Source organism: Desulfocurvus vexinensis DSM 17965, assembly GCF_000519125.1.
Lineage (GTDB): Bacteria > Desulfobacterota > Desulfovibrionia > Desulfovibrionales > Desulfovibrionaceae > Desulfocurvus > Desulfocurvus vexinensis.
Genome location: NZ_KI912582.1, coordinates 97,421 through 122,528, shown reverse-complemented (window position 1 = coordinate 122,528; position 25,108 = coordinate 97,421). Strand labels below are relative to the sequence as shown.

Annotated in this window: 26 protein-coding genes; 20 read left to right on the top strand and 6 right to left on the bottom strand. The window is 70.3% G+C overall.

Going from position 1 to position 25,108, the window contains the following annotated elements; genetic code table 11:
• The first annotated feature begins 216 nt into the window (after positions 1 to 216).
• Positions 217 to 342 carry a hypothetical protein gene (locus tag G495_RS22905; RefSeq protein ID WP_281171722.1) on the top strand — a complete coding sequence of 42 codons (126 nt, stop codon included), beginning with the start codon at positions 217 to 219 and terminating at the stop codon, positions 340 to 342.
• Positions 339 to 500, top strand: coding sequence for a hypothetical protein (locus G495_RS21890; RefSeq protein ID WP_156939733.1), 162 nt, complete (start codon positions 339 to 341; stop codon positions 498 to 500). The genes G495_RS22905 and G495_RS21890 overlap by 4 nt, the downstream gene beginning before the upstream one ends.
• Here G495_RS21890 and G495_RS19665 read toward each other — a convergent pair.
• Both G495_RS19665 and G495_RS19660 read right to left on the bottom strand, forming a co-directional pair.
• Positions 497 to 1,408 carry a hypothetical protein gene (locus G495_RS19665; RefSeq protein ID WP_245588458.1) on the bottom strand — a complete coding sequence of 304 codons (912 nt, stop codon included), beginning with the start codon at positions 1,406 to 1,408 and terminating at the stop codon, positions 497 to 499. The two genes, G495_RS21890 and G495_RS19665, sit on opposite strands and share 4 nt — an antisense overlap.
• Positions 1,409 to 1,816 (bottom strand): bacteriohemerythrin, encoded by a 408-nt coding sequence (locus tag G495_RS19660; RefSeq protein ID WP_051445441.1) that lies wholly within the window; start codon positions 1,814 to 1,816, stop codon positions 1,409 to 1,411. It lies immediately after the preceding gene.
• Positions 1,817 to 1,977: 161 nt separating this feature from the next.
• On the opposite strand from G495_RS19660, the gene G495_RS0115140 reads away from it, so the two are divergent.
• From G495_RS0115140 to G495_RS19655, 5 genes are all read left to right on the top strand, one after another.
• Positions 1,978 to 2,832, top strand: coding sequence for a prepilin peptidase (locus G495_RS0115140; protein ID WP_028588451.1), 855 nt, complete (start codon positions 1,978 to 1,980; stop codon positions 2,830 to 2,832).
• A gap of 293 nt (positions 2,833 to 3,125) precedes the next feature.
• Positions 3,126 to 4,751 carry a hydroxylamine reductase gene (hcp, locus tag G495_RS0115135; protein WP_028588450.1) on the top strand — a complete coding sequence of 542 codons (1,626 nt, stop codon included), beginning with the start codon at positions 3,126 to 3,128 and terminating at the stop codon, positions 4,749 to 4,751.
• Between the two features lie 377 nt (positions 4,752 to 5,128).
• Complete coding sequence (locus G495_RS0115130; RefSeq protein ID WP_028588449.1) at positions 5,129 to 5,605, top strand: cytochrome c3 family protein; 477 nt, start codon at positions 5,129 to 5,131, stop codon at positions 5,603 to 5,605.
• Positions 5,598 to 7,160, top strand: a complete 1,563-nt coding sequence (locus tag G495_RS0115125) for an ammonia-forming cytochrome c nitrite reductase subunit c552 (RefSeq protein WP_028588448.1) — start codon at positions 5,598 to 5,600, stop codon at positions 7,158 to 7,160. Before G495_RS0115130 ends, G495_RS0115125 begins: the two co-directional genes overlap by 8 nt.
• Before the next feature lie 113 nt (positions 7,161 to 7,273).
• Positions 7,274 to 7,735 carry a DinB family protein gene (locus G495_RS19655; protein WP_051445440.1) on the top strand — a complete coding sequence of 154 codons (462 nt, stop codon included), beginning with the start codon at positions 7,274 to 7,276 and terminating at the stop codon, positions 7,733 to 7,735.
• A gap of 86 nt (positions 7,736 to 7,821) precedes the next feature.
• On the opposite strand, the gene G495_RS0115115 is transcribed toward G495_RS19655, so the two are convergent.
• Both G495_RS0115115 and G495_RS0115110 read right to left on the bottom strand, forming a co-directional pair.
• Complete coding sequence (locus tag G495_RS0115115) at positions 7,822 to 8,196, bottom strand: Hsp20/alpha crystallin family protein (RefSeq protein ID WP_028588447.1); 375 nt, start codon at positions 8,194 to 8,196, stop codon at positions 7,822 to 7,824.
• Between the two features lie 165 nt (positions 8,197 to 8,361).
• A complete protein-coding gene (locus tag G495_RS0115110; RefSeq protein WP_028588446.1) occupies positions 8,362 to 8,775 on the bottom strand; it encodes an Hsp20/alpha crystallin family protein in 414 nt (137 codons plus the stop codon).
• Positions 8,776 to 9,147: 372 nt separating this feature from the next.
• Here G495_RS0115110 and G495_RS0115105 point away from each other — a divergent pair, with 372 nt between their 5' ends.
• From G495_RS0115105 to G495_RS0115090, 4 genes are all read left to right on the top strand, one after another.
• Complete coding sequence (locus G495_RS0115105) at positions 9,148 to 10,206, top strand: extracellular solute-binding protein (RefSeq protein WP_028588445.1); 1,059 nt, start codon at positions 9,148 to 9,150, stop codon at positions 10,204 to 10,206.
• Positions 10,207 to 10,282: 76 nt separating this feature from the next.
• A complete protein-coding gene (locus tag G495_RS0115100) occupies positions 10,283 to 11,374 on the top strand; it encodes an ABC transporter ATP-binding protein (protein ID WP_028588444.1) in 1,092 nt (363 codons plus the stop codon).
• On the top strand, positions 11,367 to 12,218 hold the full coding sequence (locus G495_RS0115095) for an ABC transporter permease (RefSeq protein WP_028588443.1): 852 nt from the start codon (positions 11,367 to 11,369) through the stop codon (positions 12,216 to 12,218). The genes G495_RS0115100 and G495_RS0115095 overlap by 8 nt, the downstream gene beginning before the upstream one ends.
• The gene (locus tag G495_RS0115090; RefSeq protein WP_028588442.1) at positions 12,215 to 13,069 is read left to right on the top strand and encodes an ABC transporter permease; all 855 of its coding nucleotides are present in this window, start codon (positions 12,215 to 12,217) and stop codon (positions 13,067 to 13,069) included. The genes G495_RS0115095 and G495_RS0115090 overlap by 4 nt, the downstream gene beginning before the upstream one ends.
• A 108-nt stretch (positions 13,070 to 13,177) precedes the next feature.
• Here G495_RS0115090 and G495_RS0115085 read toward each other — a convergent pair whose 3' ends face one another.
• Positions 13,178 to 13,369, bottom strand: coding sequence for a Trm112 family protein (locus G495_RS0115085; protein ID WP_028588441.1), 192 nt, complete (start codon positions 13,367 to 13,369; stop codon positions 13,178 to 13,180).
• Between the two features lie 174 nt (positions 13,370 to 13,543).
• Here G495_RS0115085 and G495_RS0115080 point away from each other — a divergent pair, with 174 nt between their 5' ends.
• Positions 13,544 to 14,404 carry a PHP domain-containing protein gene (locus tag G495_RS0115080; protein ID WP_028588440.1) on the top strand — a complete coding sequence of 287 codons (861 nt, stop codon included), beginning with the start codon at positions 13,544 to 13,546 and terminating at the stop codon, positions 14,402 to 14,404.
• A gap of 158 nt (positions 14,405 to 14,562) precedes the next feature.
• Complete coding sequence (locus G495_RS0115075) at positions 14,563 to 15,240, top strand: CBS and ACT domain-containing protein (protein WP_028588439.1); 678 nt, start codon at positions 14,563 to 14,565, stop codon at positions 15,238 to 15,240.
• An 80-nt stretch (positions 15,241 to 15,320) separates the two neighbouring features.
• On the opposite strand, the gene G495_RS0115070 is transcribed toward G495_RS0115075, so the two are convergent.
• On the bottom strand, positions 15,321 to 15,947 hold the full coding sequence (locus G495_RS0115070; RefSeq protein WP_028588438.1) for a LysE family translocator: 627 nt from the start codon (positions 15,945 to 15,947) through the stop codon (positions 15,321 to 15,323).
• Positions 15,948 to 16,076: 129 nt separating this feature from the next.
• On the opposite strand from G495_RS0115070, the gene G495_RS0115065 reads away from it, so the two are divergent.
• The 7 genes from G495_RS0115065 to G495_RS19640 all read left to right on the top strand — a co-directional run bounded on the left by G495_RS0115065 (position 16,077) and on the right by G495_RS19640 (position 25,105).
• Positions 16,077 to 17,522 carry an aminotransferase-like domain-containing protein gene (locus G495_RS0115065; RefSeq protein WP_028588437.1) on the top strand — a complete coding sequence of 482 codons (1,446 nt, stop codon included), beginning with the start codon at positions 16,077 to 16,079 and terminating at the stop codon, positions 17,520 to 17,522.
• 244 nt (positions 17,523 to 17,766) lie between these two features.
• Complete coding sequence (locus G495_RS0115060) at positions 17,767 to 19,032, top strand: phenylacetate--CoA ligase family protein (RefSeq protein ID WP_028588436.1); 1,266 nt, start codon at positions 17,767 to 17,769, stop codon at positions 19,030 to 19,032.
• Positions 19,023 to 20,294: a ChaN family lipoprotein gene (locus G495_RS19650; protein WP_156939732.1), complete on the top strand. Its 1,272-nt coding sequence runs from the start codon at positions 19,023 to 19,025 to the stop codon at positions 20,292 to 20,294. Before G495_RS0115060 ends, G495_RS19650 begins: the two co-directional genes overlap by 10 nt.
• A 5-nt stretch (positions 20,295 to 20,299) precedes the next feature.
• On the top strand, positions 20,300 to 21,163 hold the full coding sequence (mutM, locus tag G495_RS19645) for a bifunctional DNA-formamidopyrimidine glycosylase/DNA-(apurinic or apyrimidinic site) lyase (protein ID WP_035252572.1): 864 nt from the start codon (positions 20,300 to 20,302) through the stop codon (positions 21,161 to 21,163).
• Positions 21,160 to 22,698, top strand: coding sequence for a murein biosynthesis integral membrane protein MurJ (murJ, locus tag G495_RS0115045; RefSeq protein WP_028588594.1), 1,539 nt, complete (start codon positions 21,160 to 21,162; stop codon positions 22,696 to 22,698). Before mutM ends, murJ begins: the two co-directional genes overlap by 4 nt.
• A gap of 284 nt (positions 22,699 to 22,982) precedes the next feature.
• A complete protein-coding gene (gene serB / locus G495_RS0115040; protein ID WP_028588435.1) occupies positions 22,983 to 24,197 on the top strand; it encodes a phosphoserine phosphatase SerB in 1,215 nt (404 codons plus the stop codon).
• 5 nt (positions 24,198 to 24,202) lie between these two features.
• A complete protein-coding gene (locus tag G495_RS19640) occupies positions 24,203 to 25,105 on the top strand; it encodes a tRNA1(Val) (adenine(37)-N6)-methyltransferase (protein ID WP_084458352.1) in 903 nt (300 codons plus the stop codon).
• Positions 25,106 to 25,108: the final 3 nt, after the last annotated feature.

The following is a 25,108-nucleotide window of genomic DNA, read 5'->3' as shown; positions in this document are numbered from 1 at the left end:
CCCCCCAAGGCCCTGCCTTGCATCGCGGGCAGGAGGCGATGCGGTGAACAATCCGTGACGGCCGGGCCCCGGGTCCGCCGTCTTGCCCCCGGCCCGGGTTTGGCGCATAGTCCGGCCATGGACGACCTGACCATCCCCTGCCCGGCCTGCGGCGCGCGGGCGGTGCTCACCGGGCGCTGAGCCACGGCGCGGGTGGCCTGCACGGGATGCGGGCTCATGCTCGACGCGCGGCACTGCCGCGAGGCCGTGGAGCAGGCGCGCGATGCGCCCTGGGAGGCCGCGCCTGGCGGCACGCCGGACACCGCGCCCCGGGCCGGGCGAAAAAGGGAGGAGACGCCGTGAGCTGGTTGCTGCTCATGCTGGCCGCCGCCGGGGCGGTGTACTACCTGCTGCGCGCGGGGCGCGAGTCCCGTTCGCGCTTCGCGGACATCCTGCGCCGCGAGGCCGAGGAACAGCGGCGCCAGCGCCCCGGTGGGCGCCCCCCGCGCCCGGGCGCCTAGCCCGCACGGCCATCCTCGCCCGGGCAGGCCCCGTCGCCGCGCGCAAACGCCAGGTTGCAGACATAGGTCAGCACCACGGCGAAGCCCGCCGCCGTGATCCCCAGCGCCGTGTTGAGAAACGGCGGGGACGACAGCGCCAGGCGGATGATCAGCGTGGTCAGCGCCAAGCCGGAGTTGCGGAACACCGCGTGGAACGACGGCAGGTAGCGCTGGGACAGCAGGACCACGAAGATGTCCGAGAAGATGAGCACGGTGTAGAAGACCTGGAAGAAATCCACCAGCTCCCCGCCTGCGGCGAAGCGCCAGCCGTTGTACAGCCCCAGCCCGCAGAACACCGCCAGCAGCGCCAGGGCCAGCACCTTCTTGGTGAGCACGAAGGCGTACAGCCCCGCCCCGTCGCGCACCGCCTCCTGGCCCCTGGGCAGGCGCGCGTAGACCCCCAGCAGGAAGAACACCACCAGCGCCCCCACCCCGTCGGACAGGATGCGCAGCAGCGTCTCCAGGTCGTCGGGGTAGTGGATCACGGTGTGCAGGTTCACCAGTTCCTTGAAGGAGTTGCGCATGAGAATCAGCGCCAGGATCTCGAACTGCTTGCCCACCGAGCGCGAGAAGGACCGGGGCAGCACGAAGATCATGCTGACCACCTCGACCACCAGCACCAGGGTGAAGGCGAAGTTCACGGCGTAGAACAGATTGGTGGGCAGGATGCGCGAAAGGTGCCCGCCGATGAGCCCCAGACGGTTGAGCTCGATGACCGCCAGCGAGCCCATGAAGGCCAGCACCAGCAGCGTGGCCACGCGGCGCACGGTGCGCTCCCGCTCCCAGAAGCAGTGCAGCGCGTCGAAAACGTGGGCCCCCGCCTCGAGCAGCCGATAGCCCAGGGGCATGTCCTGCCCGTTCCCGGCCATCTAGGCCACGCCCCGCTTGTTGAGGTAGGCCCCAAGGCCCATGTCGGTGCCGCGGATATGCGTGTCCAGCCACTCCCGGAGGAAGGCCAGGAACTCGTCGCGCAGGCCCGCGTCGTCGGCCAGGGCCTGGCCGAGGAAATCCACCGCGCGCATGCTGCACTGCATGTGCTCCTGGATGTGCGCGTCCATGCCCCGGTACTGGTGGGCGTCCATGTACCGTTCCTCGGTGGCGAAATGCTCGCGGGTGTACTCGCAGAACTCGTCCGCCGCCGCCAGCAGCGCCAGGGGCGGGCAGCTGGCGGCGCACAGCCCGTGCAGGGTGTTGACCAGCTCGAACAGCCGCCTGTGCTGCGCGTCGATTTCCGCCACGCCCACGCTCAGGCTCTCGTCCCATTCAATATACGCCATGTCCGTCCTTGCGCCCCGGGGGGCGGGCCGACGGCCCGGGCCGGGTGGCCACGCGCCGCCAGCAAACGGTAGCAAGTCGGCCTGGCGAAGGCAAGCCGGGCGGCCTTGCGCCCCCCCGCCAAGTGGGGCATAGTCCCGCCCAGCGCCATTCCGGAGACCCCATGAAGAAGACCACCCTGTCCGACGACATCCGCCGCCTGGAAGAGCTGCGCGCCGACGGCTTCCTCAGCGAGCGCCAGTACCTGCGCGAGCTGCACGAGGCCATGGCCCGCCACGAGCAGGAGGTCGTGCCGGACTGGGAACCGGCCCCGGACGCGCAGGACCTGGCCGCCCACAGCTCCCCCCGGCCCTACGACCCCGACGACGCCACCCGGCCCGAGACCCCGGCCCTGCACCTGGAACGCGACGGGGAGCCCGACGCCCCGGACCGGGACCAGGACCCCGCCCCCGGCCAGCCCGAAGAGCCCGTGCAGGCCGACCTCGCGGGCCCGGCCCGGGTCATCGTGCGCGGCAAGTCGCCCTGGGACGACACGGGCGACTCCGCCCTGGGCCTGCAATCCCCGCGCGCCAAAACCCAGGACGCCACCGCCGTCTTCGACCACGACAAGGCCAAGGCCGAGGCCGAGGCCCGGCAGCGCGAAAAGATCGCGCGCATGGCCGAGCACAGCAACCGCGCCCTGCGCCGCAGGCGCAACCCCGATGTGGCCCTGCTGCTGTCCCTGCTGTGGGCCGGGGTGGGCAACATCTACGTGGGCCAGCTGACCCCGGGGGTCGGCCTCGCCCTGCTGGGCGGTGCGTGCTGGATCGGCGTGGCCTACGGCATCTACGAACTGGCCTGGATCGCCCTGCCCCTGGGGCTGCTCTCCGGGGCCGTGGCCCGCAAGGCGGCGGACCAGAAGAACCGCGCCATCGACGCCCTGACCGACGCCCGTCTGCGCATGCAGCCCAAGGTCTCGCGGCTGAACGTGGAAAAATCCCTGCGCCCCGGCCCCGCCGCGCCGCCCAAGCAGGGCTGAGGCCCGCCCGCGCCCGCGCCCGTCCGCATCCTGCCCCCCGCAGTCCCGCCGCCCAGCCGCCCGCGTTTGACGCCGGGCGCGATTTTCATATAGGCTCGGGACTATGCCCCCCTGCGTCGCCAGCCCGGCGCGGCCCGCGCACGGCGGGGCCCGCACGCCGAAGCGGTGCGCGCGCGTTTTTTCCGCCCCCCTTGACCCACGTCAAACACCGCGACCACACCTGCCTGTACTCCTGGGGCTGACGGCACCTGCCGCCAACACGAGCAATGCAACTTCCAACCAGGAGGACAACCATGTTCTGTTACCAGTGCGAGCAAACCGCCAAGGGCGTGGGCTGCGACAAATACGGCGTCTGCGGCAAGGGCCCCGATGTCGCCGCCCTGCAGGACCTCTTGACCTACGCCGTGCGCGGGCTGGCCGTGGTGGCCCACGCCGGGCGCGCCGTGGGTGTCACCGACCGCGAGGTCAACCGCTTCACCGCCGAGGGCCTCTTCAGCACCCTGACCAACGTCAACTTCGACCCCGCGCGCTTCGAGTCCGTGCTCATCCCCCGGGCCGTGGAGCTGCGCGAGCGCCTGAAGGCCGCCGTGGCCGCCGCCGGGGGCCCGGCCCGCTTCGACGAGCCCGCCGCCAACTGGACCCCCGACCGCCTGACGCCCCTGGCCGCCCAGGCCGAGGCCTTCGACATCCACCGCGACCACAGCGCCGACCCCAACGTGAAAAGCGTGCAGCATATCGTGCTCTTCGGCCTGCGCGGCATCGCGGCCTACGCCGACCACGCCGCCATCCTCGGCCAGGAGGACGACGCGGTCTACGCCTTCATGCACAAGGCCCTGGCCGCCGTGTACGACACCAGCCTGGACCTGGGCGCCTGGGTCGGCCTGGCCCTGGAGGCCGGCGCCACCAACCTGCGGACCATGGAGCTGCTCGACGCCGCCAACACCGGCACCTACGGCCACCCCGTGCCCACGCCCGTGCCCCTGGGGCCCAAGGCGGGCAAGGCCATCCTCGTTTCCGGCCACGACCTCAAGGACCTGCGCGACCTGCTGGAGCAGACCCAGGGCAAGGGCATCACCATCTACACCCACGGCGAGATGCTGCCCACCCACGGCTACCCCGAGCTCAAGAAGTACCCCCACTTCCACGGACACTACGGCACGGCCTGGCAGAACCAGCAGAAGGAATTCGCGGCCTTCCCGGGCGCCATCCTCATGACCACCAACTGCATCCAGAAGCCTACCACCTACATGGACCACATCTTCACCACCGGTCTGGTGGGCTGGCCCGGCGCCGCGCACGTCAAGAACGGCGACTTCGGCCCGGTGATCGACAAGGCCCTGGCCATGCCCGGCTTTGCCGCCGACGCGGACAAGGGCTCCGTGCTCACGGGCTTCGGGCGCAACGCCGTGCTCGGCGTGGCCGACAAGGTCATCGACGGCGTGCGTTCCGGCGCCATCCGCCACTTCTTCCTGGTGGCCGGGTGCGACGGCGCCAAGCCCGGGCGCAACTACTACACCGAGTTCGTGGAAAAGGTGCCCGCCGACTGCGTGGTGCTGACCCTGGCCTGCGGCAAGTTCCGCTTCTTCGACAAGCAGCTGGGCGATATCGGCGGCATCCCGCGCCTGCTCGACATCGGCCAGTGCAACGACGCCTACTCGGCCATCCAGATCGCCACGGCCCTGGCGGGCGCCTTCGGCTGCGGGGTCAACGACCTGCCGCTGTCCATGGTCCTGTCGTGGTACGAGCAGAAGGCCGTGGCCATCCTGCTGACCCTGCTGCACCTGGGCGTGAAGAACATCCGCCTGGGCCCGAGCCTGCCCGCGTTCATCACCCCGGCGGTGCTGGACTTCCTGGTCCAGAACTACGGCATCCGGCCCATCACCACCCCCGACGAGGACCTGGCGGCCATCCTCGGCTAGCCGGCGCCCGCGAGGGGCCACGCCACACGCAAGGCCGGGGCACGCGCCCCGGCCTTTTTGCGTGCTCCGGCCGGGTGTTTCCGGGTCCGGCGCCGGAATTTGACCCAGGTCAAAAACTTCGGCCTCACGGCTTGATATCTTTGGCGCAATCCGCGCCCGGCCCGGCCCTGGGCAACGGCGGCTGCCAAGCGCCGAAGCAGTCCGGAAAACGCGCCGCGCGCACCGCGCCATGGCCCGGATGAACATTTTTCTCCACACGATGGAATTATTTTGCTATGGGATAACGAAAATGTAGCCTGCCGCAACGCGCTGACGCATACGGGCCCGCCAGGCCCGAGCCGATACCGCACCCCAGACCGAGGAAGAGAGGAGGACTTATGACCCGGACCAAGGACAGCACATGGTGGCGCGGACTGCGCCTGGCCCTGCCCCCGGCCATCGCGGGCATGGTGCTGGTGGTCGGGGCGGCCCTGGCCATGACCGCCACGGATCAGGCGCCGTTTTGCGGCAGCTGCCACTCCATGGCCGAGGCCGCGCTGACGCACAAGCGCTCGGTGCACGCGGAGCTGGCCTGCAACGAATGCCACGCCCCGCACAACCTGGTGGCCAAACTGCCCTTCAAGAGCAAGGAAGGCCTGCGCGACATCTGGGCCACGGCCACCAGCTCCGTGCCCGACCTGATCCACCCCGGAGGCGACACCAGGCGCGTGACCCAGGAGAACTGCCAGCGTTGCCACGGCGCGACGACCTCCACGGTCATCATGCAGAGCAAGGAGTTCTGCACCGACTGCCACCGCCACGTGCCCCACAGCCCCAAGATCCCCGTAGCCAAGAGGAGCGCCGCCGATGCGTAGCATGAAAATCACCGTCGCCATGCTGGCCGCGGCCCTGGCCCTGGTCCTGGCCGCCTGCACCGACATGTCCGACCCCAAGACCCCGCAGTTCAAGACCGACCTGCCCGAGACGGAAATCCGCAACTCGTCCTTCAAGGACGAATTCCCCCTGCACTACGAGACCTTCCTGCGCAACAACGAGTCGGAGATCATGACCGAGTACGGCGGGTCGGTGGCCTACAACAAGCACGACAACGTCAGCCCCCTGCCCGAGGGCTACAAACACGCCCAGCCCTACCTGAAAAACCTCTGGCTGGGCTACCCCTTCAGCTACGAATACCGCGCCGCGCGCGGCCACACCTACGCCCTCAAGGACATCCTGCACATCGACCGCATCAACCGCTACGACGAGAAGGGCGGCCTGCCCGCCACCTGCTGGAACTGCAAGACGGCCAAGATGAACGAGTTCGTCGGCGAATACGGCGACGAGTTCTGGGCCAATGATTTCAACAAGTTCCGCGAGCAGGTGGACATGGACGACAACACCATCGGCTGCGCCAACTGCCACGACCCGCGCACCATGGACCTGCGCCTGTACTCCGTGCCCCTCAAGGACCATCTGGCCGCCGAGGGCAAGGACTTCGCCACCATGCCGCGCAACGAGCAGCGCGCCCTGGTCTGCGGGCAGTGCCACGTGGAATACTACTTCCAGGACAAGGGCTTCGGCCCGGCCAAGAAGCCCGTGTTCCCCTGGTCCATGGGCAAGAACCCCGAAGAGATCTACGAGTACTACAAGACCCACGGCGACACCACGACCCCCGGCTTCGAGGGCAACTTCGTGGACTGGGTGCACCCCGTGTCCCAGACGCCCATGCTCAAGGCCCAGCACCCCGAGTACGAGATGTGGGGCGACGGCGTGCACGGCGCGGCGGGCGTCTCCTGCGCCGACTGCCACATGAGCTACGTGCGCCTGGACGGCAAGAAGAAGATGTCCACCCACCACTGGACCTCGCCCCTCAAGGACCCGGACCTCAAGGCCTGCCGCCAGTGCCACACCGACAAGACCCCCGACTACCTGCGCGAGCGCGTGGTCTACACCCAGGACAAGATCTGGGAGCAGCTCATGATCGCCCAGGACATCTCCGTCAAGGCCCACGAGGCCATCCGCATGGCCGCCGAATACCAGGGCGCCAAGCCCGCAGGGTACGACCAGCTCATGATCCAGGCCCGCGAGATGTGCCGCAAGGGTCAGTTCTTCTGGGACTACGTGTCCGCCGAGAACAGCGTGGGCTTCCACAACCCCACCAAGGCCCTGAACACCCTGGCCCAGTCCCAGCGCTACAGCCAGCAGGCCGTGGACATCGCCATCCGCGCGGCGGCCTTCACCACCGCCGAGGCCCTGTCCGGCGACATCAAGGAGCTGGTGCCGCCCATCATGCACCACAGCCGCGAGCTGCAGATGGACCCCGAGCACATGGCCAGCCACAAGTGGTTCAAGTACCTCAAGCTGACGCCCAAGGCCGAGAAGGTCTGGGAAGGCAACAAGCGCCTGCTGCCCGCGCCTGCGGCCAGCTAGGCTGACGGGCCCTGCGGCCCGGGGCTTGCCCCCGGGCCCGGCCCCTGGTAGTGCGGTCCATGGCCCGGGGCGACCCGGGCCATGGACCGCACACACATTCCCGGGAGGGGACCATGCACATTCCCGCCGACGCCCAGCCGACCCTCGAGGCCTTCCTGCGCCTGGTGCGCGATACCCTGCCCGCCGAAGCCGGGCTGCGCCCGGCCCCCGACGCCTGGACCCTCAAGGAGATCGTCGGCCACCTCATCGACAGCGCCAGCAACAACCACCAGCGCTTCGTGCGCCTGCAATTCGGCAGCCTGGAGCACTTTCCGCCCTACGAGGCCGAGCCGTGGGTGGCCGCCCAGCGCTACGCCGAAGCCGACTGGACCTCCCTGGCCCTGCTCTGGAAGGCCTACAACGACCACCTGCTGCACGTGATCCAGGGCATCCCCGAGGCCGCCCTGGCCAACGCCTGGCAGCACCCCGACGGGCCCAAAACCCTGGAATTCCTGGTGCGCGACTACTACGCCCACCTGAGCCTGCACGTGGACCACTACGCCACACGCCTGGCCGAAGTCCGCGCCATGGGCTGACCCGGGCCGCACCAAACGCCAAGGGCCGACCCCCCGCCAGGGGGGTCGGCCCTTTTGCCTGTGGTGCCGGGGCGCCGCGCGGGCGCCTATCCGGCCTTGATCTCGATGCGCCGGGGCTGGGAGGCCTCGGCCTTGGGCAGGAACAGTTCCAGAACGCCGTTGGTCAGGCTGGCGCGGATGCGCTCGCGGTCCACGGTGTCGGAGAGCTTGAAGGCCCGGCGGTACTCGCAGCTGCCGAACTCCACCTCGAGGTACTTCTCGCCCTCGGGCAGGTCCGTGCAGGCGCGCCCGCTGACCACCAGCTCACTGTCCTCCAGGTCGATGGACAGGGCGTCCTTGCCCACGCCGGGCATATCCATGAAGATATGGAAGCCGTCCTCGCGCTCGATGATGTCCGCCGGCTGGCGGAAGCGCGGCACGCTGGCTTCGGTCTGCTGGGTCTTGGCGATATCGTTGCTCATGGGGCACCTCCCTGGCAGGCCGCTGGAAAAAGGCGCTCTGCTGCGTTGCCCAAAAAATCCAAACCCTCACGTCTGTCTTGCTACGCAGCGGTCCTGGATTTTTTTCGCGCCTTGCATCTCACCATTTTCGAACGGCCTGAAAAACAGAATTTTTTCAACAGTGCGCTAGGACATCTGGATGTCGATCTTCTTGGGCTTCACTGCCTCGGACTTGGGCAGCACGATGTCGAGCACCCCGTCGGCCAGGGTGGCGCGCACGCCGTCGCGCTCCACGGGCACGTTGAGGGTGATGACCCGCTGGAACACGCCCGCCGGGCGCTCCTGGCGGAAGTACTTGCCCTCGGGGGCCTTGCGCTCGCCCTTGATGACCAGGCTGCGCCCGGTCAGCGTCAACTCCACGTCCTGCATGGCCGTGCCGGGAATCTCGGCCCGGATGCGGATGTGGTCATCGTTCTCGCTGATGTTCAGGGGCGGGTAGGCCGCGCGCCGCTGGGCCAGGGTCGCCGGGCCGAAGAAGTCCTCGAACATCTTGTCCCAATACCTGGGAAAGTTGTAGAAGGAGCCGAAATCGATCACCATGCCTCTACCCTCCGTCTTGGGATATTGTTGCACGTGGCTCATTGGCCTCTTTTCGCAGTGGAAAGTAAGCAGGCTTCGTTCCATGTCAAGACCACCCTGGACCGAAAACAGCGTACAACGCCCCTGGGCTCCCGCGCTCCATTGGCAGGGCGTGCCCGGGGCATGCACCGCGCCCTGCGGCCCCGGGCCGCGCATGGCGCCCCGGCCCCTGGCGCGGCGCGCAGCGGCGCGGGGGCGTCACCGGGCCGCAACCTTCGCCATCCAATTGCCATCATCCGCAGCTTGCCGCCAGGGGCCGATATGGAGTATGGCTTCCGGATAAGCACCTCTTTTCCTTTCGGGAAGGGGCACCCCCAAACAAGGAGCCACGTCATGCGCAAGACCCTGCTTCTCCTGATGCTCGCCCTGCTGGCCGTCTCCGCCACGGCCCAGGCCGAGACCCTGAAGCTGCTCACCTGGAAGGGCTACGCCCCCAAGGAGCTGGTGGACAAATTCCAGGCCGAGACCGGCGTCACCGTGGAAGTCACCTACTCCAACAACGAGGAAATGATCGCCAAGCTGCGCGCCACGCGTGGCGCGGGCTTCGACCTGGCCCAGCCCAGCCAGGACCGCATCTCCTCCGTGCAGGAGGAGTTCGGCCTCTACCAGCCCATCGACTTTTCCAAGGTCCAGGCCGATCTGTTCATCCCCTCCATGCTTGAAGCGGTGAAGAAGAACACCCTGGTGGGCGGCGCGTCCTACGCCGTGCCCTTCTGCTGGGGCACCTCGGGCCTGATCATCAACGCCGACAAGGCCGCCGGGGTGGATTCCTTCAAGGCCCTGCTCGACCCGCAGTTCAAGGGCCGCGTGAGCTACCGCCTGAAGCGCCCCATCCTCATCGCCATGGGCTTCGCCCTGGGCTATGACCCCTTCGCCCTGTACTCCGACCCCGCCGCCTACCAGGCCATGCTCGACAAGGTTGCCGAGACGCTCATCGCCGCCAAGCCCATGGTCAAGAACTACTGGGCCAACGGCGACTCGCTGCTCGAGTCCATGCGCTCGGGCGAAGTCTACGTGGCCAAGGCCTGGGACAACGGCGGCTGGAAGCTGCACGCCGAGAACCCGGCCATCGACTTCGTGGCCCCCAAGGAAGGCGCCCTGGGCTGGATCGACACCTTCGCCATCCCGGCCAAGGCCGAGAACGTCGAGGCGGCCTACAAGTGGATCAACTTCATGCTGCGCCCCGAGAACGCCGGGTTGTTCACCACCGCCGAGAACACCCCCACCGCCTCCAAGGACGCCAACGCCCACGTGGCCGCCGACGTGCGCGCCAACTTCGAGCGCTCCTTCCCGCAGGCGACCATCGACAACATCAAGTGGTACCCGCCCGTCCCGGCCAAGCTCGAGGCCATGGAAGGCAAGGTGCTGGACAAGATCAAGGCCGCCCAGTAAGCAGAGTGCGGCGACGTTGGGGGGCGGGCCACCGCCCCCCTTTATTTTTCGCAACGACCAACCTCCCGGGCTGCGCATGGAAAACGATCTCAGCGTCAGCAACCTGACCAAACGCTTCGGCGATTTCGTGGCCGTGGACGACGTGTCCTTCGACGTTCCGGCGGGCTCGTTCTTCTCCATCCTCGGCCCCTCGGGCTGCGGCAAGACGACCATGCTGCGCATGGTCGCCGGGTTCGAGGAGCCCACCTCGGGCACCATCGCCATCCGCGGCCGCGACATGGCCCAGGTGGCGCCCAACCGCCGCCCGGTGAACCTCGTGTTCCAGCACCTGGCCCTGTTCCCGATGATGAACGTGGCCCGCAACATCGCCTTCGGGCTGGAGCGCCGGGGCACCCCCCGGGCCGAGATCGCCCGGCGCGTGGAGCGCACCCTGGAGCGCGTCGGCCTGCCGGGCTTCGGCGCCAAGGAGATCGCCCAGCTCTCCGGCGGCCAGAAGCAGCGCGTGGCCATCGCCCGCTGCCTGGTGCTGGAGCCCTCGGTGCTGCTGCTGGACGAACCCCTGGGCGCCCTGGACCTCAAGCTGCGCGAGCAGATGAAGGTCGAGCTGAAAAAGCTCCAGGCCAAGGTGGGCACCACGTTCATCTACATCACCCACGACCAGTCCGAGGCGCTGGTGATGTCCGACGCCGTGGCGGTCATGAACAAGGGCCGCTTCGAGCAGGTCGGCAGCCCCCAGGAGCTGTACGGCGACCCCGCCACGCCCTTCGTGGCCGGGTTCGTGGGCGATTCCAACATCTGGGAGGGCATGGTGGGCGAGTGCTCCGGCGCCCTGGCCACCATCCGCACCGACGAGGGCTTCATCTTCGGGGCCCGCTTCCGGGGGGCCTGCGCCCCGGGCACCCCGGTGCGCCTGTTCCTGCGGCCCGAGGCCATGCGCATCGAGCCCGCCGACGCCACGGGGCTGAACACCTTCCGGGCCACGGTCAAGGCCCTGCTGTTCGACGGCGCCAACAGCCGCCTGCTCACCGTGACCCCCGCCGAGCACGAACTGCTGGTGACCCTGCCCCAGAACCGGCGCTTCGACCACATCCGCCCCGGCCAGGAGATCACCCTGGGCTGGCACCCCGAGTCGGGCATCTGCTTCCGGCGGGAGGGCGACGATGCGTAGGGCGCGCCTGGGGTTCTGGCTGTTCCTGGCCCCGGTGCTGGCCTGGCTCGTGCTGCTCATCATCCTGCCGCACCTGGACCTGCTGATCATGAGCCTGCGCGACGGCTCGGGCGCCCGCGCGGCCTGGACGCTGCAAAACTACGCCAACTTCTTCGGCGAGCCCATCTACTGGCTGACCTTCGTGCGCACGGCCATGTATTCCATCATCACCACGGCCATCACCTTCCTTTTGGCCATGCCCGTGGCCTTCTACATCGCCAAGGTCGCCCGGGTGCGGTTGCAGGGCTTTCTGCTCACGCTTTTGCTGCTGCCCTTCTGGGTCAGCGAGCTGGTGCGCATCTACGGCTGGATGATCCTGTTGCGCGAGTCGGGGGTGGTCAACTTCGCGCTGCTCAAGCTGGGCGTCATCGACGCGCCCATCGAGATGCTCTACAACGACGCGACCATGATCATGGGCCTGGTGTACACCTCCATGCTGTTCATGGTCGTGCCGCTGGTCTCGGCGGTGGAGAGCCTGGACGACAGCCTCATCGAGGCCGCCCACGACCTGGGCGCCGGGCGGGCGGTCATCTGGTGGCGCATCATCCTGCCGCACTGCAAGCCGGGCATCACCTCGGGCTCCATCGTGGTCTTCATGCTCTGCCTGGGCAACTACCTGACGCCCAACCTCATGGGCGGCAAGAACTCCCTGTGGTTCACCGAGCAGATCTACAACCAGTTCATCGCCAGCTTCAACTGGAACCAGGGCGCAGCCTTCGGCTTCCTTTTGCTGGCGCTCAGTTCGGCCATCATCTGGCTGGGGCTCAAGCTCTCGGGCCAGAAGCTCGGGGAGGTGGCGTCGTGATCCGCACCCTGCCCAACTCGCGGGCCTATTCCTGGTCCTATGCGGCCTTCGTGGGCCTGTACTTCGTGTTCCTGTTCGCGCCCCTGGCCGTAACCTGCGTTCTGGCCTTCAACGACTCCAACTTCCCCTCCCTGCCGTGGTACGGCTTCACCACCGACTGGTTCACCTCGCCGGGCCCCGGGCGGGTGGGCATCTTCCACGACGCCCAGAACCTGCGCTCCATCTGGACCAGCTTCCAGACCGCCTTCTGGGTCAGCGTCATGGCCGTGGTGGTAGGCACCTGCGCGGCCTTCCTCTTCGAGCAGGAGGACTTTCCCTTCAAGGGCCCGCTGTATTTCCTCATGCTGGCGCCGCTGGTCATCCCCGGGGTCATCCTGGGCATCTCGCAGCTTCTGGCCGCCAACACGGCGGGGTTCTTCATCGAAGACGTATTCAAGGTGGACGTGCCCTTCCTGCGCCCGAGCTTCTGGCTGGTGGTACTCGGCCAGTTCTCGTTCATCACGACCTTCGTGGCCCTGGTGGTCTCGGCGCGGCTGCGCAAGTTCGACCGCGCCCTGGAGGAGGCCGCCCTGAACCTGGGCGCCAACCGCTGGCAGGTCATCGTGCACATCACCCTGCCCTACCTGCGCCCGGCCATCATTGGCGCGGGCACCGTGGCCTTCCTCATGAGCTTCGAGAACTTCAACACCACCCTGTTCCTGGTGGGCTCGGAGCCGACCCTGCCCATCAACCTCTACCTCCAGGTGCGCGACGGCTCCACCCCGGTCATCAACGCCATCTCGCTGCTGCTCATCGCGGGCAGCTCCGTGCTGGCGGTGGCCAACCTGTGGCTGTCGCGCAAGAGCGCCTGACCGGGGCCGCCCGGCGCGCGCGCAACGCACCGCCCGCAACGCAAAAAACGGGGCCGCCCCAGCCAGGGGCGGCCCCGATCCGTTTTCCGGCTGCGCGCGCGGCGTGGGCTACTGGGCCCGGTTCGCCCACTGGTCCAGGGGCACGGCCTCCTCGATCAGCATCACCGGAATCTCGTCCTGCACGGGGTAGACGACCTTGCAGGTGTCGCAGCGCAGGCCGTCCTGCTTGTCCAGGAGCACGACCTCGCCCTTGCATTTGGGGCAGGCCAGGATGTCCAGCAGGTCCTTGTTGAGCGTCATGGGGTGCCTCCTTGTTGGCAGTGGGGCGACTCTAGCCCGAATCCGCCCGCGCTTCAAGCCGGGGCAGGCCGCACCCGCCCGCCCCGGCCCCGGGCGTTGACAGCCCCCCCGCCATGCCCTAGCTCAAAGGCAGGGGCCCGCGCCGGGCCCGCAACCGCAAGCCAGGGGACGCCCATGCCCGGAATCGACCTGCACACCCATTCCACCGCCTCCGACGGCACCCTGACCCCGGCGGAGCTGGTGGCCCTGGCCAGACGCAGCGGGCTCGAAGCCCTGGCCCTGACCGACCACGACACCAGCGCCGGGCTGCCCGAGGCCCTGGCTGCCGGGCGCCGCGAAGGCGTGGAGGTCATCGCGGGCTGCGAGCTGTCGGTGACGTCGCCCTCGGGCTTCATGCACCTGCTGGGGCTGTTCCTGCCCGAGCGCCCGGCCCGACTGGAAGAGGGCTTCGTCTGGCTCAACGAGCGCCGCGCCAGCCGCAACACGCGCATCGTGGACAAGCTGCGCGCCCTGGGCATGGACGTGACCTACGAGCGCGTGCTGGAAATCGCGGGCGAGGGCACCGTGGGCCGCCCGCACCTGGCCCTGGCCATCATGGAAGCCGGGGCCGCGAGCTCCGTGCAGGAGGCCTTCGACCGCTACCTGGGCTCCACGGGCCGGGCCTACCTGCCCAAGGACAAGTTCACCCCCGCCAAGGCCCTGGAAATCCTGCGCGCCGAGGGCGCCACCACCATCCTGGCCCACCCCTACACCCTGGAGCTGGACGGCCCGGCCCTGCGCGCCCTGCTCGTGGAACTGAAGGACCTGGGCCTGGACGGCATCGAGGCCCACTACACCGAGCACACCCGCTCCCAGACCGAGGCCTACCTCGCCCTGGCCGCCGAGCTGGACCTCGTGGTCAGCGGCGGGTCGGACTTCCACGGCGCGGTCAAGCCCGCCATCGCCCTGGGCCGGGGCCGGGGCGGCCTCAGCGTGCCCTACAAGGTGCTCGAAGACATCAAGACCCACCGCCGGACCCGGGGCCTGCCCGCGTAGCCTGGCGCGCGGCCCGGGGCGCCGTGAAAACAGTTGAAATGCCCCGTGGGCCGTGTACAGTACGCACGGGGGAAGACAAACCCCCGAATCGAAGGACAAAACAGACCGCACAAGCAATCCGCCCCGCCCTGCGGGGACGGCGACAAAGGAGGCCTCCCATGCTCGTAGGCAACTGGATGAGCAAGAATCCCGTCACCGTGACCCCCGACACGTCCATGATGCGGGCGTCCAAGACCCTCAAGGACAAGCACATCCGCAGCCTGTGCGTGGCCGACGACAAGGGCGTGCTGCTGGGCATCATCACCGACCGCGACGTCAAGGAAGCCTCACCCTCCAAGGCCACGACCCTGGACGTGCACGAGCTGTACTACCTGCTGTCGGAGATCAAGGTGAAGGACATCATGTCCACCAAGCTCGTCACCATCTCCCCCGAGGAGTCCGTCGAGAAGGCGGCCATCCTGATGATGGACCACAAGATCGGCGGCCTGCCCGTGGTGGACAAGGCGGGCAAGCTGGTGGGCGTCATCACCCAGACCGACGTGTTCAACGTGCTCATCTCCATCACCGGCGTGCTGCACGGCGGGTTGCAGATCGCCATCGACCTGCCCGACGAGCCCGGCACCCTGGGCGGCGTCATCGCCGTGCTCAACGCGCACAAGGCGCGGATCATGAGCGTGCTCACGGCCTACGAGCCCGAGGGCGTGACCTCGCGCAAGGTCTTCATCCGCATCCAGGACATGGACCGCTCCCTGGAAACCAAGCTCATGGACGAACTGCGCGCCAAGTACACCATCCTGTTCACCCTGCGCGACGAAAAGCACCCGGCCCTGAAGTAGCCCCCGCCCCACCCGGAACGTTCAACGGCCCCGCCGCACCAGCGGCGGGGCCGTTTTGCGTGCGCCCGGCGCGCCCGGCCTCAGCCCGCCGCCGCCGGAACATGCGCCAGGACCAGGGAGGCCACCAGCGACAGGGCCAGGGTCCAGTTGAAGGCCAGCACCCGGGGCCGCGTGTTCAGGAAACGGCCCACGCCAACGCCCAGCAGGGCCCAGGCGCTGAAGCAGGGCAGGACCATGGCCGCGAACAGCGCGGCGATGACCAGCACCTCGGTGAACATGCCCGCGCCGCCGGTGGTGAACAGCGACACCGCGCCGATGTACATCATCCAGCACTTGGGGTTCAGCCACTGGAAGACCGCCGCCTGGCCGAAGGTCAGGGGCCGGGCCGCGCCCTGCGCTCCCGCCGGGCCCAGCTGCCCGGAAAAGCGCGTGATCTTCCAGGCCAGCCAGAGCATGTAGGCCGAGCCGACCACGTCGAGCACCGTGTGCAGCACCGGCCAGGCCAGAAACAGCCGCCCCAGCCCCACGCCCACCAGCACGCACATCACCGGCAGGCTGACCAGGGCGCCCAGGATGTGCGGCAGGCAGCTGCGGTAGCCGTGGTTGGCGCCCGAGGCCGTGAGCACGATGTTGTTGGGCCCGGGGGTCACGGTCATGGTGAAGCAGAACAGGGCCAGGGGCACGAGGTCCATGGGGGTGGGCGGCACGGGCGTCTCCTCGGGGCGGCCGCCGCGCGGCAGGCGGGCGGCTCGGGTGCTGCGGCGCCGGGCGGGATGCCCGGCGCGCCCCCTGTCTACGATTGACACAATCCGCGCGTCAAAATATCAATTGTCACCATGACAATTCATTTCCCCCTGCCCGGGCCCGGCACCCCGGGCCCCAGGTACCTGGCCCTGGCCGACGCCATCGAGGCCGCCGTGCGCAGCGGGGCGCTGCCCCCGGGCGCGGCCCTGCCCACCCACCGCGAGCTGGCCGTGGCCATGGGCGTCACCGTGGGCACCGTGACCCGGGGCTACGCCGAGGCCGCCCGGCGGGGGCTGGTGCGCGGCGAGCGGGGCCGGGGCACCTTCGTGGGCCAGGAGCACGAGGGCTTCGCCCGGCTGCTGGACCAGGGCGCCCCGAGCGCCGCGCCCGGGCCCGGGCCCGGGGCGCCGCCCGCAGCCGGGCCCTTCCCGCCCCCGGCCCTGGCTGGCGCCCCCGGCGGGGCCGCCACCCCGCTGGACATGGGCCTGACCGCCGCCTACCAGCACCTCGGGCCGGACCTGGGCCGCGTGCTGGCGCACATCGCGCGCTCCCCGGGGCTGGCCGACCTGGTGGGCCGCCACGGCGCGCGCGGCCTGGGGCGCCACCGCGAGGCCGGGGCCGCCTGGGCCCGGGCCTACGGCTGCCCGGCCCGGCCCGCCGACGTCCTCGTCACCGCCGGGGCGCAGCACGCGCTGCTGGTGGCCCTGGGCGGGCTGCTGGGCCCGGGCGAGCGCGTGGCCGTGGAGCACCTGACCTATCCGTTGGTCAAGCCCCTGGCCAAGCGCCTGCGGCTGCACCTGGTGCCCGTGGCCCTGGACGCCCACGGCCTGGACCCCGACGCCCTGGCCCGGGCCTGCGCGCGCCAGCGCGTGCGCGCCCTCTACGTCATGCCCGCCTGCCAGAACCCGACCACCGTACACATGCCCGAGTACCGCAGGCACGAGGTGGTGGCCGTGTGCCGCCGCTTCGGGCTGCGCATCATCGAGGACGACGTGTACGCCCTGACCGTGGACGAGACCCTGCCGCCCCTGGCGGCCCTGGCCCCGGAGCTGGGCTGCCTCGTGGCCGCGACCTCCAAGGTGCTGTGCGACAGCCTGCGCGTGGCCTTTCTGCGCGCCCCGGCGGCGGACCTGCCCGCCCTGGAGGCCGCCGTGGAGTGGACCTCGTGGAAGGCCGCCCCGCTCATGGCCGAGGTCTTCACCCAATGGCTGGCCGACGGCACCGTGCAGCGGACCATCGCGGCCAACCGCGCCGAGGCCGGGGCGCGCAACGCGCTGCTGGCCGAGGTGCTCGGGCCGGACACCTGCCGCGCGCGGCTCACGGGCTACTTCGCCTGGCTGCCCCTGCCGCGCCGCTGGCGCGCCGTGGAGTTCGCCGCCGAGGCCGCCCGGCGCGGGGTGGTGGTGGCCCATGGCGAGCACTTCGCCGTGGGCACGGCCCAGGCCGAGCAGGGCGTGCGCCTGTCGCTGCTGGGCGCGCGCACCCGCGAAGCCTTGCGCCACGGGCTCGAAACCCTGGCCGGGCTGCTGCGCCTCTAGCCCGCCGCCCCCCAGGAGCCGCTGAAACAAGCCGCCAGAAAACGCGTTTCCAGGCGCTTTGCAGCTATTTCATCCGTTTTTATCCAGATGTTCCGCAGAAGCGCAAAAAATCGCATTGGAAGACCAAAAAAATCCGTGCCGGACCGAAAATCTCGCATCCCCCTTGTATCCGCTTTTTCGCGTATGCTATAGGACTGCTCCCCGAACGAAAAATCGCCCGATGCTATAAGGAAAGGGAGAACCGATGACCCGCAAAGACAGAACCGAAGGAATCTATTCGCGCCGCGAGGTGCTCGACGAGTCCGAGCGCAGGCAATACTACACCATCCAGTTGAAGGAGCTGCTCTCCTACGCCTACCGCTACTCCGAGGACGTGAAGAAGCGCTTCGACCGCGCCCAGTTCAACGTCGAGAAGTTCAAGACGCTCAATGACTTGAAGCACATCCCCATCCTCAAGAAGAAGGAACTGATCTTCCTGCAGTCCATGGGGCCACGCCTGGGCGGGCTGCTGACCAAGGACCTGGGCGAGCTGCGCCGGGTGTTCCTCTCCCCGGGCCCGATCTTCGACCCCGAAGACCGCGGCGAAGACTACTGGGGCTGGACCGAGGGCTTCTACGCGGCGGGCTTCCGCCCCGGCGACCTGGCCCAGGTGACCTTCAACTACCACCTGACCCCCGCCGGGCTGATGTTCGAGGAGCCGCTGAAGAACCTGGGCTGCGCCGTGGTGCCCGCCGGGCCCGGCAACACCAGCACCCAGATCGACATCCTCCAGAAGCTGCGCGTCACCGGCTATGTGGGCACCCCGAGCTACCTGGTGCACCTGGCCCAGAAGGCCGAGGAGGCCGGGCTGAACCTGCGCAAGGATCTCTTCGTGGAGGTCGCCTTCGTCACCGGCGAAAAATTCCCCGAAAAGACGCGCGCCACCCTGGAGAAGAAGTTCGACCTCATCATGCGCCAGGGCTACGGTACCGCCGACGTGGGCTGCATCGGCTACGAATGCTTCCACACCAACGGCCTGCACATCGCCAACCGCGCCTTCGTGGAAATCTGCCACCCCGACACCGGCATCCCCCTCAAGGACGGCGAGGTCGGCGAGATCGTGGTCACGGCCTTCAACAAGACCTACCCGCTCATCCGCCTGGCCACCGGCGACCTGTCCTACATCGACCGCGCGCCCTGCGCCTGCGGCCGCAGCAGCCCCCGCCTGGGCAACATCGTCGGCCGGGTGGACACCACCACGCGCATCAAGGGCATGTTCGTCTACCCGCACCAGGTGGAGCAGGTCATGGCCCGCTTCGAGGAGATCAAGCGCTGGCAGATCGAGGTCACCAACCCCGGCGGCATCGACGAGATGGTGCTCTCGGTGGAGGCCTCCAACTTCAAGCGCGAGGACGAGCTGCTGCACGACTTCCGTCAGCAGATCAAGCTGCGCCCGGACCTGAAGATCGTGCCCCCCGGCACCCTGCCGCCGCAGATCCGGCCCATCGAGGACAAGCGCAAGTGGGACTAGCCACGCGCCAGTGGACATCCGTCCTGCGCATGGGGGCCGCCGTCATCCTGGCGGCGGCCCTTTGCGCCTGCGCTGCCGTGCGCCCGCCTGAGCTGGCGCCCCCGGCGGACCTGCGCCCCGGCGAGCTGTTCGGCGCCGACGCCCGGCCCCTGCCCCTGGACGAGCTGGTCCGCCGCGCGGCCCACGCCGACTACGTGCTGCTGGGCGAGTCGCACTCCTCGGCCTGCGACCACCGCGTGCAGGCCGACGTGCTCGACGCCATGGCCGCGCGCGGCCCGGCCCCGGTGCTGGGGCTGGAAATGGTGCCCGCCGAGCTGCAACCCGTGCTGGACCGCTTCAATGCGGGCGAACTCGGCGTGGACGACCTGCCCGGCGCCCTGGACTGGGAAACGGCCTGGGGCCACCCCTTCGCCCTGTACAGGCCGGTGCTCGAAGCCGCGCGCCGCACGGGCGCGCCCCTGGCCGGGCTCAACGTGCCCCGGCGCGTGGTGCGCGCCGTGGGCGAGGGCGGCCCCGGGGCCGTGGCCCGGGCCGACCGCCACCTGCTGCCCGTGCAGATCATCCCCCCGGCCCCCGAACAGGCCAGCGAGCTGGAGCGCGTGCTCGCGCGCCACGCCGCGCCCGGCCACGGGGACGGCGAGGACGGCGCGGCCGCCGCGCCTTCAGCCCAGGCCGACCGCCGCGAGCGCTTCCTGCGCGTCCAGGCCCTGTGGGACACGGCCATGGCCCGGTCCGCCGTGGCCGCCCGGCGCGCCCAGGGCCGCCCGGTGCTCCTCCTGGCCGGGGCCGGGCATGTGGAGCGCGGCTGGGGCATCGCCCGCCGCCTGCACGCCCTGGACCCGCGCGCCCGGGTGCTGGCCGTGCTGCCCTGGCGCGGCGGCTCCGGCTTCGACCCCGCCGATGCCGACGCCTTCTTCTTCTGCCCCCTGTCGCATTCCTCGCGCCTGGGCTTCGTGCTCCAGGAGCGCGACGCCCGGGTGAGTGTCACCGACGTGGCCCCGGACACCCGCGCCGCCCAGGCCGGATTCCTGCCCGGCGACGAGATCCTTGCCGTCATGGGCGAGCCCGCCACGAGCCTGTGGGTGCTGCACAAGGGCGCCCTCAAGGCCGGGCGCGCCGGGCTGCCCCTGGCCATCACCGTGCGACGCGACGGGCAGGTGCTGGAACTGGCCGTGCCCCTGACGGGCGTGGGCGGCGGGCCAGGCGCCCTGCGGGAGGAACCCGGCCCCGCCCCCGACGCCGCCCCGCAGGGGGCCGAGTAGCCGCCATGCCCGAACTGCCCGAGGTGGAAACCATCGCCCGGGGCCTGCGCCAGGACCTGTGCGGCGCGACCCTGGCCAGCGCCACCCTGCTCTGGCCCGGGGTGCTGGAGACCGGCCACGGCGCCCTGGACGCCCCGGCCCTGCCGCGCGCCGTGGCCGGGGGGCGCATCGGCGCCGTCTGGCGCCGGGGCAAGGTCCTGGCCCTGGAGCTGCACGCCCCGAAACGCCCGCCGCTGCACCTGGCCTTCCACCTGCGCATGACCGGGCGGCTCACCGTGGAGCCCACCGCCACCGCGCCATACACCCACACCCGGCTGATCCTCGACCTCGCCGACGAACGGCGCCTGTTCTTCACCGACGCCCGCAAATTCGGCCGCTGCCGGGCCATGAGCCCCGACGCCCTGGCGCGCTGGCCGTTCTTCGCCGCCCTGGGCCCCGAGCCCATGGACCTGGACGCCGAAGCCTTCGCCGCCCTGCTGGGCGGGCGCCGCGCGCGCATCAAAGCCCTGCTGCTGGACCAGTCCGTGCTGGCCGGAGTGGGCAATATCTACGCCGACGAGAGCCTGTTCCGCGCGGGCATCCACCCGGCGGATACGGCGGCGGCCATCGGCCCCGAGCGCCTCGCGCGCCTGCACGACGCCCTGGTGGCCGTGCTGGCCGAGGCCATCGCCGCCAACGGCTCGTCCATCAGCGACTACGTGAACGCCCACGGCGACGCCGGGGCCTTCCAGAACGATTTTCGCGTCTACGGGCGCGGCGGCACACCCTGCCGCACCTGCACCGCACCCCTGGTGCGGACCGCCGTGGCCGGACGCAGCACCACCTTCTGCCCCCACTGCCAGCGCCCCGCATGGGCCGGAGGCTCATGACCAACCACGCCCGCGTCATCGCCAAGAACGCCGCCATCGTCGCCGGGGCCACCCTGGCCTCGCGCATCCTGGGTTTCCTGCGCGATCTGGTCACGGCCTTCGCCCTGGGCGCCGGGCCCCTGGCCGACGCCTTCTTCGTGGCCTTCCGCCTGCCCAACCTGCTGCGCCGCCTGTTCGGCGAGGGCTCGCTGACCATGGCCTTCGTGCCCGTCTACACGCGCACCCGCGAGGACTCCGGCGACGCCGAGGCCCACGCCATGGCCCGCTCGCTCATGGTCTGGGTGCTGCTCGTGCTCGGCGTCATCACCACCGTGGCCATGCTCGGGGCCGGGCCCCTGGTGCACGTCATCGCCCCGGGCTTCGCCGACGACCCGGCCCTGCTGGAGCTGACCGCCGACCTCACGCGCATCTGCTTCCCCTACATCCTCTTCGTGGCGGGCATGGCCCTGTGCATGGGCCTGCTCAACGCCTCGGGGCGCTTCCTGGCCCCGTCCCTGGCGCCCTGCGCCCTCAACGTCTGCCTCATCACCGCCGCGCTCATCGGCGTGTGGGCGGGCTGGTCCGTGCCGCACTGCCTGGCCGTGGGCGTGCTGGTGGCCGGGGCGGCGCAGTTGGCCCTGCAACAGCCCTCCATGGCCGCCGCAGGCTTCACCTGGACCGGGCCCTGGTCCATGCGCCACCCGGGCGTGGGCCGCACCGCGCGGCTCATGCTGCCCACGGTCTTCGGCGCCGCCGTCTACCAGATCAACATCGTCATCGGCACCATGCTCGCCTCGCTGCTGGCCGCAGGCAGCATCTCCTACCTCTACTACGCCGACCGCCTCGTGCAGTTCCCCCTGGGCGTGTTCGGCGTGGCCGTGAGCACCGCCGCCCTGCCCAGCCTCTCGGCCCTGGCCGCGCGCGGCGACATGGACGACTTCCGCGCCACCCTCAACGCCAGCATCAAGCTGACCCTGTTCATCAGCCTGCCCGCCGCCGCCGGGCTCATGGCCCTGGCCGAACCCATCGTGGCCCTGCTCTTCCAGCGCGGGGCCTTCGCCGCCGAGGCCGTGAGCGCCACGGCCTGGGCCCTGGTGGCCTACGGCGCGGGCCTGCCCGCCTTCGCCCTGGTGCGGCCCCTGGTCTCGGCCTACTACGCCCTGCAGGACACCAAGGCCCCCGTGCGCATCGGCGTCGTCAGCCTCGTGGTCTATGTCGCCAGCGGCGTCGGGCTCATGCAGGTCATGGACCACGTGGGCCTGGCCCTGGCCACCACCCTCTCCTCCTGGGTCAACGCCGTCCTGCTGCTGGTCGGGCTGCGCGCCAAGTTCGGCCCCGGCTGGGCCACCTTCCAGCGCCAGGCCCTGCTCTACACCGCCCAGTCCGCCGCCATGGGCCTGGCCGCCCTGGCCACTCTCAGCCTGGGCCGCTGGGCCGTGGCCCTCATCCCCCTGTGGGCCGTGGCCTACGCCGCCCTGTCCCTGGCCACCGGCGTGCCCGAAGCCCGCCTCGTCCTCGACGCCCTGCGCAGACGCCTGCGGCGCAAGCAGGGCTGAGGCCCGCGCACGGGGCGGGCGGGGCGGGGCCGGAGTGGCGGAAATGGCGGGGGAGGGGCAGGAACGAGGGCGTGTGGCGTCCGGAGACAGCCTTTTTCCCCCGTCTGTCCTCCCGGCTGGGCCCGCGCGGCGCTTCGCCGCGCGGCCCAGCCGGCGTGCGGGGTGCAGGGGCCCCCGGCCCCTGCCGGGTCCCGGGCAGCGCCCGGGGCGCCGCAGGCTCCACCCTGGCGCTTCCGTCCCGGGCCGCTTTGGGGTACAAGGCTGCGAAACGGGAGCGACGCCGCATGTCCGAGATTTTCCTGATCAAGATTTCCGGCGAGGACAAGCCGGGCATCATGCACCACATCACCTCCATCCTGGCGGACTACGAGGTCCGCATCCTGGACATCGGCCAGGCGGCGGTGCACGACACCCTGTCCCTGGGGCTGATCATCGAGGTGCCCGAGCGCTACGGCATGGCGCCGATCCTCAAGGATCTGCTCTACGGCGCCAACGAGCTGGGCGTGAAGCTCAAATTCGTGCCCGTGCCCCTGGAGCGGCACGAGGCCTGGGTGGCGGCCCAGGGCCGCAAGCGCTACATCGTGACCCTGCTGGCCCGCGAGATCGGCGCGGACATGCTCGCGCGCGTCTCGGGCACACTCAACGCCAACGGGCTGAACATCGACTCGGTGTCGCGCCTGTCGGGGCGCATCTCGCTGGTCAACCCGCCGCGCACCGGGCGGGCCTGCGTGGAATTCACCGTGCGCGGCGAGGCCACGGACAGCGAGGCCCTGCGCTCGTCGTTCATGGACATCTCCCAGGAGCTGGGCCTGGACATCGCCTTCCAGGAGGACAACGTCTACCGCCGCAACCGCCGCCTTATCGCCTTCGACATGGACTCGACCCTGATCCAGGCCGAGGTCATCGACGAGCTGGCGCGCCGGGCCGGGGTGGTGGACGAGGTTTCGCGCATCACCGAGGCGGCCATGCGCGGCGAGCTGGACTTCAAGGGCAGCCTGATCCGCCGGGTGTCGCTGCTGCGCGGGCTGCCCGCCGCGGTGCTGGAGGAGGTGGCCGCGTCCATCCCCATGACCGAGGGCGCCGAGCGGCTGGTGGGCAACCTGAAGAAGCTCGGCTACAAGGTGGCCATCCTCTCGGGCGGGTTCACCTATTTCGGGGCGCGGCTCAAGGAGCGCCTGGGCGTGGACTACGTGTACGCCAACGAGCTGGAAATTGAGGACGGACGGCTCACGGGCCGCGTGGTGGGCGAGATCGTGGACGGCGCGCGCAAGGCCGAGCTGCTGGAGGACATCGCCCGCCGCGAGAACATCGACCTGCAACAGGCCGTGGCCGTGGGCGACGGCGCCAACGACCTGCCCATGCTCGGCAAGGCGGGCCTGGGCATCGCCTTCCACGCCAAGCCCATCGTCAAGAAGGGCGCCAAGCAGGCCATCTCCACCCTGGGCCTGGACGGCATCCTCTACCTGCTGGGCCTGCGCGACCGCGAGGCCCTGGAGTAGGCGCCATGGCCGTTGCGACGGGCGGGCCGGGCGCCAGCGGCGCGCCCGAAGAGCCGGGGGCGGCGCAGCGCCAAAACGCGGCGGACGCCGCCCAGGACGCGCCCGGCGGGGCCCAGACCTCGGGCCAGCCCCTCCCCTCCTGCACACCCCGCGCAGCGGGCAACCCGGCCATCCAGCCCCTGCCGCAGGGCACGGCGGACGCCAGCCACAGCACACCCGGCGACCCCCAGGCCGTGGCGGCGGCGCGGGCCTTTTTCCCGCGCGGGCTGGCCCAGCCTGCGCGGGGCTTTCGTTTTTCGGTGGACGCCCTGCTTTTGGCGGACTTCGCGGGCCTGCGCGGGGTGAGCCGCGTGGCGGACCTGGGCTGCGGCTGCGGCGTGGTGGGGCTGGCGCTGCTGTTGCGCGCGCCGGACGGCCCCGTGGCGCTCACCGGGCTGGACAACAACCCCGGGATGCTCGCCTGCGCCAGCGAGAACGCCGCGCGCCTGGGCCTGGGCCCGCGCTGCCGGGCCGTGCTGGCCGATGTGGCCGCCGTGCGCGGGCACCCGGCGCTGGCCCCCGAAAGCGTGGACCTCGTGGTCTGCAACCCGCCCTACCGCCAGCCGGGCACGGGCCGCCGCTGCCCGGACCCCGGGCGCGACGCCGCCCGCTTCGAGGCCGGGGCCACCACGGCGGATTTCGCCCGCGCGGCGGCCTATCTGCTCAAGAACCGCCGCCGGGCCTGCTTCATCGGCCTGGCCGAGCGCCTGGACGCCCTGCTGGCCGACCTGGCCGGGGCGCGCCTGGCGCCCAAGCGCCTGCGCCTGGTGCACCCGCGCCCCGGGGCCCCGGCGCGCCTGGTGCTGGCCGAGGCCATGAAGAACGGCGGCCCCGGTCTTGCCGTGGAGCCGCCGCTGTTCCTGGAATAATCC